7 protein-coding genes are annotated in these 6,782 nt (G+C 54.8%); 3 read left to right on the forward strand and 4 right to left on the reverse strand.

Annotated features, from left to right (window positions below; translation table 11 throughout):
• The first annotated feature begins 86 nt into the window (after positions 1-86).
• Both M0D69_RS43085 and M0D69_RS43090 read left to right on the forward strand, forming a co-directional pair.
• A complete protein-coding gene (locus M0D69_RS43085) occupies positions 87-1,067 on the forward strand; it encodes a branched-chain amino acid aminotransferase (protein WP_301787893.1) in 981 nt (326 codons plus the stop codon).
• A gap of 967 nt (positions 1,068-2,034) precedes the next feature.
• Positions 2,035-3,195, forward strand: a complete 1,161-nt coding sequence (locus M0D69_RS43090; protein ID WP_301787887.1) for a porin — start codon at positions 2,035-2,037, stop codon at positions 3,193-3,195.
• An 886-nt stretch (positions 3,196-4,081) separates the two neighbouring features.
• On the opposite strand, the gene M0D69_RS43095 is transcribed toward M0D69_RS43090, so the two are convergent.
• The 4 genes from M0D69_RS43095 to M0D69_RS43110 all read right to left on the reverse strand — a co-directional run bounded on the left by M0D69_RS43095 (position 4,082) and on the right by M0D69_RS43110 (position 5,865).
• A complete protein-coding gene (locus M0D69_RS43095; protein WP_301787888.1) occupies positions 4,082-4,408 on the reverse strand; it encodes a helix-turn-helix domain-containing protein in 327 nt (108 codons plus the stop codon).
• 2 nt (positions 4,409-4,410) lie between these two features.
• Positions 4,411-4,764 carry a type II toxin-antitoxin system RelE/ParE family toxin gene (locus M0D69_RS43100; protein WP_301787889.1) on the reverse strand — a complete coding sequence of 118 codons (354 nt, stop codon included), beginning with the start codon at positions 4,762-4,764 and terminating at the stop codon, positions 4,411-4,413.
• Between the two features lie 159 nt (positions 4,765-4,923).
• Positions 4,924-5,382 (reverse strand): hypothetical protein, encoded by a 459-nt coding sequence (locus M0D69_RS43105; RefSeq protein WP_301787890.1) that lies wholly within the window; start codon positions 5,380-5,382, stop codon positions 4,924-4,926.
• A 90-nt stretch (positions 5,383-5,472) separates the two neighbouring features.
• Complete coding sequence (locus tag M0D69_RS43110) at positions 5,473-5,865, reverse strand: hypothetical protein (protein WP_301787891.1); 393 nt, start codon at positions 5,863-5,865, stop codon at positions 5,473-5,475.
• 188 nt (positions 5,866-6,053) lie between these two features.
• Here M0D69_RS43110 and M0D69_RS43115 point away from each other — a divergent pair, with 188 nt between their 5' ends.
• Positions 6,054-6,353 (forward strand): helix-turn-helix domain-containing protein, encoded by a 300-nt coding sequence (locus M0D69_RS43115; RefSeq protein WP_301787892.1) that lies wholly within the window; start codon positions 6,054-6,056, stop codon positions 6,351-6,353.
• Positions 6,354-6,782 lie beyond the last annotated feature (429 nt).

Below are 6,782 nucleotides of genomic sequence, written 5' to 3' on the forward strand. Positions count from 1 at the left end.
ACTACCGGACAAGATGATTGTCGCTACGCCGGACTTGCTGATTGTCGCCGTCCAATCCGGTTTTCGGACGCATTTTTACTGACCACATGGCCACTATTCGATGGACTAGAGACATTGGTTGGCACGATGCGCAGATTGAAGCACGGCGCCCGTTCGAAATAGATCCGGCCTGCTCGGTACTACACTACGCGCAAGAAATCTTCGAGGGTATGAAGGCCTACCGAAGTAAGGAAGGTAAGATTTCGTTGTTCCGTCCGCTGGCGAACGCACAGCGCTTCCGTGAGTCTGCAAAGCGTATGTCGATGCCGCAATTGCCCGAGGCTACATTTATTCAGGCAGTGGAGAAGCTAGTCGATATCGACCAGGCCTGGGTTCCGGAAACCGAAGGCTCTAGCCTGTACATAAGGCCGTTCATGTTCGCATCGGAGAATTTTCTGGGAGTGCGGGCCTCGAATGAATACACCTTCTGCGTAATCGCATGCCCGGTTGGCCCATATTTCAAATCAGGTAGGTCGACTGTCAAGGTGTGGGTATCCGACGAATACACGCGCGCGGGGCGAGGCGGCACGGGTGCGGCTAAATGCGGTGGTAACTATGCTGCGAGTCTAATTGCACAAACTGAAGCCGTAACCAAAGGATGTGACCAAGTTGTCTTCCTTGATGCCACGACGAATACGTGGATTGAGGAGCTGGGTGGCATGAATGTCTTTTTTGTGTTCGACGATGGGTCACTTCGTACACCGCCTCTGACTGGAACAATCCTGCCCGGCATTACGCGGGCGTCCATCATCGAACTAGCAAAAGCTGAAGGAATTTACGTGAACGAGGCACCATATTCTTTCGGCCAGTGGAGGGCCGATGCTTCGAGCGGGCGCGTCAAGGAGACTTTCGCCTGCGGCACTGCAGCTGCCGTGACGGCCATTGGTCATGTTCGATATGCGAAGGGCGAGTTCAATGTGGGCACCGGTGACGAAGGCCCTGTTACACAACGTATTCGCAACAAGCTGATCGGCATACAGCGAGGTATCAGCGCGGATACGTTCGGTTGGGTACACCACGTCACCTGAATGCTTGTCCGGCAAAAACGCATCGCTGCGCTCAACGCATATGAAGTGGCGTCGAGAGACCACGCCACTTGACAAGACAGTCGGCCAGAAAGAGGAACTGCGCGATTGCTCGCCAAAGAGGCAACATCATGATACATGCCTCTAGTAACGTTTCACGTGCCAGTCCGGCATGTGAAACTGTGAAACGAGCGAATGGAGAATCTCAGGACCGAGGACACACCCAACTTCAGCGTTCACTGCGATGAGTGGCTTTGTGCGTTGCCTTACTTGTTGGTCGGGTTGTAGCGCGTGTTGAGTGCACGCCGAAAAACCGAAAGCGCGGGCAGCGTTCCCACTACTACCGCTTAGCCATCTGAATCGAACGTATTGCGCAATTAGTCCAATGCGCTCGGCGCCTATATATTCTCAGCCCCCCGTTATAGCCTTCGCGCCTCCAAAGTTTGGTGTAGTCGCCGCTCCTCCGGTCAAAAAGTCAGAAGCCAAGCTGAAATTTCAGCAGCACTTATTCGTGACAGGCTAACTGTTGGCGTGACCTCATCAAGCTTGCCAAACTCACAACGGCGGCAGTCACCATAACCGGATGGAAGGCTTCGATTTGCTTAAGATGATGCACGATTCTCATACATAAGTTTTAGGCATATGCAGGCGCCGATTACTGCATATTCGCATCTTTTTGTGTGCCCTACGATCGGTTCTGCGGTCCCTCAACAGCCCTGACTGCCAGAGCAGGGATCGAAAAATTGCATAGTACCAGTGGGCGACAACTATGTGTTTTCTCGCTATAAACGCAGGCGCGGTTTCGCGGTGGCCGCGTCCGCGCATTCGCTGCCAGACGCGATACCGATCTTAAAGAAAACGACACGGAAGAACTAGTCGGTGTTTCGTTGCCTGCGCGATAAGTGTCCTTAAATAGGCTGAACAAAATCTGTATGAAACTATGCAGTTCTAACTAACATTGGAGATCTAAATGAAAGCAAAAAAGGTAGTGGTGTTTATGATATCGACGGGGTTTATTTCTGCCGCACACGCACAGAGCTCTGTAACGCTGTACGGAATTATCGATTCAGGCATTGCGTACTACCACAACGCCAGTTCGCCAGCGGGCAATCAATCGACATTGGTTAAGTTCAGTAGCAACCTGTCTGGACCTCGGTGGGGGCTGAAAGGCACCGAAGACCTAGGGGGCGGCCTCGCCGCCGTGTTCCGAATCGAAAACGGTTTCAACATTGGGACCGGCGCGCTCAATCAGGGCGGTCGGGAGTTTGGCCGGCAATCTTTCGTCGGACTGTCCAGCCAATCCTACGGAACCGTCACCGTCGGTCGGCAATATGATCCGTTAGTAGAGCTGGTACAGCCTCTCACGGAAGATGGCCTCTTCGGTAGTACGTTTGCCACCCCGGGGGATATCGACAACTATGATAATAGCCTTCGCGTAAATAATTCGGTCAAGTACACATCGCCAGTTCTACGCGGGTTTCAGCTCGAAACGCTCTATGCCTTCGGAGGTGTGGCTGGCAGCACCGGGAATGGACAAACCTATAGCGCTGCCGCGTCATATACCAATGGACCGATGGGGCTTGCCGCCGGGTACTTCTTTGCGAATGGCGGCACCACTACAACTGCCGGGGCGAGGGTATGGACGAGTTCATCCGACAGCCTGTTTAACTCAGGGATCAACTCTGCTTTTGCCTCTGCAAAGTCGATCCAGATAGCCCGTGTTGCGGGCGAGTATGCAATAGGTTCGACAACATTTGGCGCAGCATTCAGCAATACTGTTTATGGTCGAGATGCGCTTTCTAGCTTCCGCGAATCTGCAAAATTCAACAGCGCCTCCGTGTTTGCGAACTACCAGGTCAATCCAGCTTTCCGAGTCGGTGCAGGTTACAACTATACGAAGTCAAGCGGTAGCGGCTCGGCCGAGTACAACCAGTTCAACCTAGGTGCCGACTACGCTCTCTCGAAGCGAACGGACGTGTACGCGGTCGCCGGCTGGCAGAAAGCTAGTGGCAATGAGCTGTCTGCTGGCGGCACAACGATTCCGGCTGTAGCTTCGATCGGATCATTTGGCGTGAATTCTGGCACCGACACTCAAGGGCTGGTAATTGTCGGCCTTCGGCAGAAGTTCTGATCTCGCGGGCAATGCGGCGCTTGAAAGGACGAATGCATTCGTCCTTTCAGGGCGGATCAGCTCAGATACGTCTAGCAAGACGGGCGGCGCCGCTTTGATTCACAAGCCATAGCGCGAGTTGATCGAAACAGCGATGCTTTCGGGCGTTTCGGTCGCTCGGCTCGCGTGTGCAGTGGCACGGGGATCTTCGCTCGCAGCAACGGTACGGACTCTCGCCAACCGGATGCGGCAGTGGTGAAATTGAAGTGTTTGTCGGCGTCGTGGGTGTAGAACTAACAACGACGTGGCAAGGCGCGTTTGAGAAACGCGGATACTCCTAGCAACAAAGGAAAGAATTCTTCGCCCACATCTATCCCGTCGGTTCTGACGCGTTGGCGAAGCCGATACCATCCGATCTCGCCAGATCTCACGGAACAAGCTCGGCCAGCTAGGACAAATTCCGCGAAACATCGAACTGTCACAGGTCTGGACTTCGCTGGAACTCACTGGAATATCTGGCACGGGGCCGGAATCGAAAAATTCTCCCTTTTGCTTTACTGGAGCCGGTCCGAGAATTTCTAATTTGAGACATACCACCAAAAGTACCACCAGACAAAGCGTGCTACCTGATGACTCCCGAGGCGCCTAATACACTGTCCAGTAGAACCGCGTCGCATCCTTCGATTTGGTGCGTCGCCATATACTCGGCGAGCGCCATCCAGGAGGACCTGCCTGTCATCCGGGCGGATAAATTCGCTAGTTCTACAGTTTACAACGAAGTGCGATGCTCTCGCCCGCGTCGCTGATGCGCCGCCGCTACCGGCGGGTCGAGATACATTGGCGAGGAAGGTGGTCTCGCTTCCACTCAGCACGCGATGCCACGACGATGTGTCTACGTCAGATGTCTCTATTCTGCGGTAACCAGTACGCGACCTTCCCCGCGAGATTTTGGCGCCGCGCGCACGACAATTTCCACGTCTTGCCCGAGTCGCGTGAGGCATTCGATCAGTTTGCTTTCGGAAACCCCCCGAAACTGACCACGTAGCAAACCGGAAAGTTTAGGTTGTGACAGTCCAAGAAGACTCGCTGCAGCGGTTTGTGTCAGTCCCCGGTCTCTCAGAAGATGAGCAATTCGTATCACAAGATCCGCTTTGACGCGCATCTCGTCAGCATTGGGTAAGTCAAGATCAGCGTAGACATTCCCCGAGCCACGTTCGATTTGTTCGGTAGTCATCGTCATTCTCCGGCATCTCGTTGGGCCAACTTTAAGCGTCGCTGGATCAAGTCCAGATCGGGCTTTGGTGTCGCAATTCCACTTTTGGACTTCTTTTGGAAGCAATGCAGAACATAGACGGCGGCCGCAAACTTCACGGTATACACCGCACGATACGTGTCGCCCTGAAGGTTCTCAATGACTTCCAGCACGCCTGCACCGCCGAAGCCCTTTAATACCTTTGCATCTTCATGCATCTCGCCCAGTTGCGCGAGATGAAGCGCGTAGCCCACCGCGTCGATTACTTCATCAGGCATCGCCAGCAAGTCCTTTTTCGACGTGCCGACCCAGCGCAGGGACTTGGGAGATTGCGTCATGCCAATTGATTATACCTAAATGGGAATAATTGTCACTGCCGACGCGTTCGAAAACCCGCGACGGATTCTTGGAACCGCATGAACCGGTTGCCCGGTTGCGGCAAGCAGCTAACCCGTCTGCGATGAGGTTCGTTTGACGTCCATGCGATGGTGTTTTTACTAGGAAGGTTCTTCGACAGCCACCGAGAACGACGTCACGAGGTTTCCGCGCCTGCCCTGAGCGCTCTCGTTCGGCTCTAGCCGCACCAGAAAGTCGATGTCCTTTTGCGCGAGCCGAGCAAACTGCTCTTCGACCGCGGCGAATTTCAACAGGCACTGGACCTGCCAGTTCATCCCGACGACGAGCCATCTGGACAGGCCGTTCCACTCGCTCAGAAGGATGGCTCCGGCGCTGCAATACTCCTCCGCGAATTTTTCGATGCGCTTCTCGACAATGCGCGTGTCGTCGGGCGGCATGTTCCCCGAAATGCGAATAGAGACTGAGTGCGCAACGTCATCGTGGGCCAGATACACCGTGGCGATGCCGCCCAGGTGACGGGACACCCGGTCTATCTGTTCCGCGTCCAGATCGTCCTGTACGGGTAACGCTCCTGACAGTACATATTCTCCCTGCTCCATGAGATTTCTCCGCTACCTCTGCGCCGAAGGTAAGGGTACGGCAGCAGGCCCCGGCGCCGGACACGCTGCCAACGATCGCGGGTGATGCCGTCACGTAGGCTGTTCAAGTCGCGCCAGAATCCACGCCTGTCTTGCACGAATCGCACGGATCTGCTGGTCCAGGTCGTCCAGCTCGGTGAGCAGTTCGACATGACGTTCAAGCCCGATCGCCAAGAAGGACAGATCGCCATATAGGTTTCTGCTAAAGACCGCCCCGGCGCGCGCCCACTTGTTTGAAAATTGACCGAGCGTGTTCTCGACCGCCGACTGTTCGGTCTCCGATAGATGGCCGCTCACCCGAATGACGAGCGTGTGCGTAACCGAGTCGGTCGCAAAATAAACATGAGCGGGTTTGGCGAGACTTTCAGCCAGGCGCACCGCATCGGCATGTCGGAACCGGGATTGCACGGGCAGGGCACCGTAGATTTCGTAGGTTCCGGGCATGAGGGCTCCATAGACGAGACAGGCAGTGACCACCGGCAGGCGCAAGTGTGCCTTTGCCGATTAGGCGTGCGGTAACATCGGAATCATTCTGCGATATCAGTCAGATTAGAACTCGTTTGCTATATTGTCAATTAAAAGAATATCAAATGGATGAATTTTCGACGAGACTCAGGCAGGAACGACGCCGTATGAAGTTAAACCAGACGGACTTCGCCACGCTAGGAGGAGTCCAGAAGCAGGCTCAGTTCCAGTACGAGAAAGGCATGCGACGGCCGAATTCTGATTACCTTGCTGCAATTTCGGCGGGCGGCGTCGACGTGCTTTACCTGCTGACCGGCCAACCGTCGACGGTTACTTTGAGTGTCGATGAAGGGGCGCTTATAGCCGGTTATCGCGGACTTAATGCGCGCGAACGAGCGGGTGTCCGGGCGCTGGTGGACACCATCGTCGTGACGCCACGACGGAAAGAAAACACTGACGAGCAGTGACAATCGCCCTCGTCGTGCGCTAGCGCGGTTGACGCCCGCGCGCGACGACGGCCCGGTTTAACCATTGTTAGGCTTTCACGCTGATCCATCGACATACCAGAGCGTTTTCGCTTTCGAGTACCTGATGTGCAGGAAATCATAGTGGTCGCGGCACTGGGCATGCGACGTTGAAAAAATCTTGCTGTGGCCCGCATGGGTGGAGTTAGATTAGCAAGGGGCTAATCGTAATGAGCCACATCATTGATACCACCTAGTACAACATCCCGTAAATAAGTTGAATATTTAGCGGCCTTTTTTATCATGGGAAGATGAGCCGAGGCCGTCACGCAACGCCAGTGAAGCTGGCGAAGAAAGAAAGAGAGGAACTGCGATCACTGATCGGGCGCAAGACTGCCCCACAGCGAGATGTGATGCGTGCGCGCATCGCGT

Origin of the sequence: Caballeronia sp. SEWSISQ10-4 2, from assembly GCF_030464885.1 — a bacterium.
Classification (GTDB): domain Bacteria; phylum Pseudomonadota; class Gammaproteobacteria; order Burkholderiales; family Burkholderiaceae; genus Caballeronia.

Coding starts and splice junctions, on each gene's coding strand:
- M0D69_RS43100 (WP_301787889.1), bottom strand. CDS start 4,764: ATGACGCAATCTCCCAAGTCCCTGCGCTGGGTCGGCACGTCGAAAAAG.
- M0D69_RS43085 (WP_301787893.1), top strand. CDS start 87: ATGGCCACTATTCGATGGACTAGAGACATTGGTTGGCACGATGCGCAG.
- M0D69_RS43095 (WP_301787888.1), bottom strand. CDS start 4,408: ATGACTACCGAACAAATCGAACGTGGCTCGGGGAATGTCTACGCTGAT.
- M0D69_RS43090 (WP_301787887.1), top strand. CDS start 2,035: ATGAAAGCAAAAAAGGTAGTGGTGTTTATGATATCGACGGGGTTTATT.
- M0D69_RS43110 (WP_301787891.1), bottom strand. CDS start 5,865: ATGCCCGGAACCTACGAAATCTACGGTGCCCTGCCCGTGCAATCCCGG.
- M0D69_RS43105 (WP_301787890.1), bottom strand. CDS start 5,382: ATGGAGCAGGGAGAATATGTACTGTCAGGAGCGTTACCCGTACAGGAC.
- M0D69_RS43115 (WP_301787892.1), top strand. CDS start 6,054: ATGAAGTTAAACCAGACGGACTTCGCCACGCTAGGAGGAGTCCAGAAG.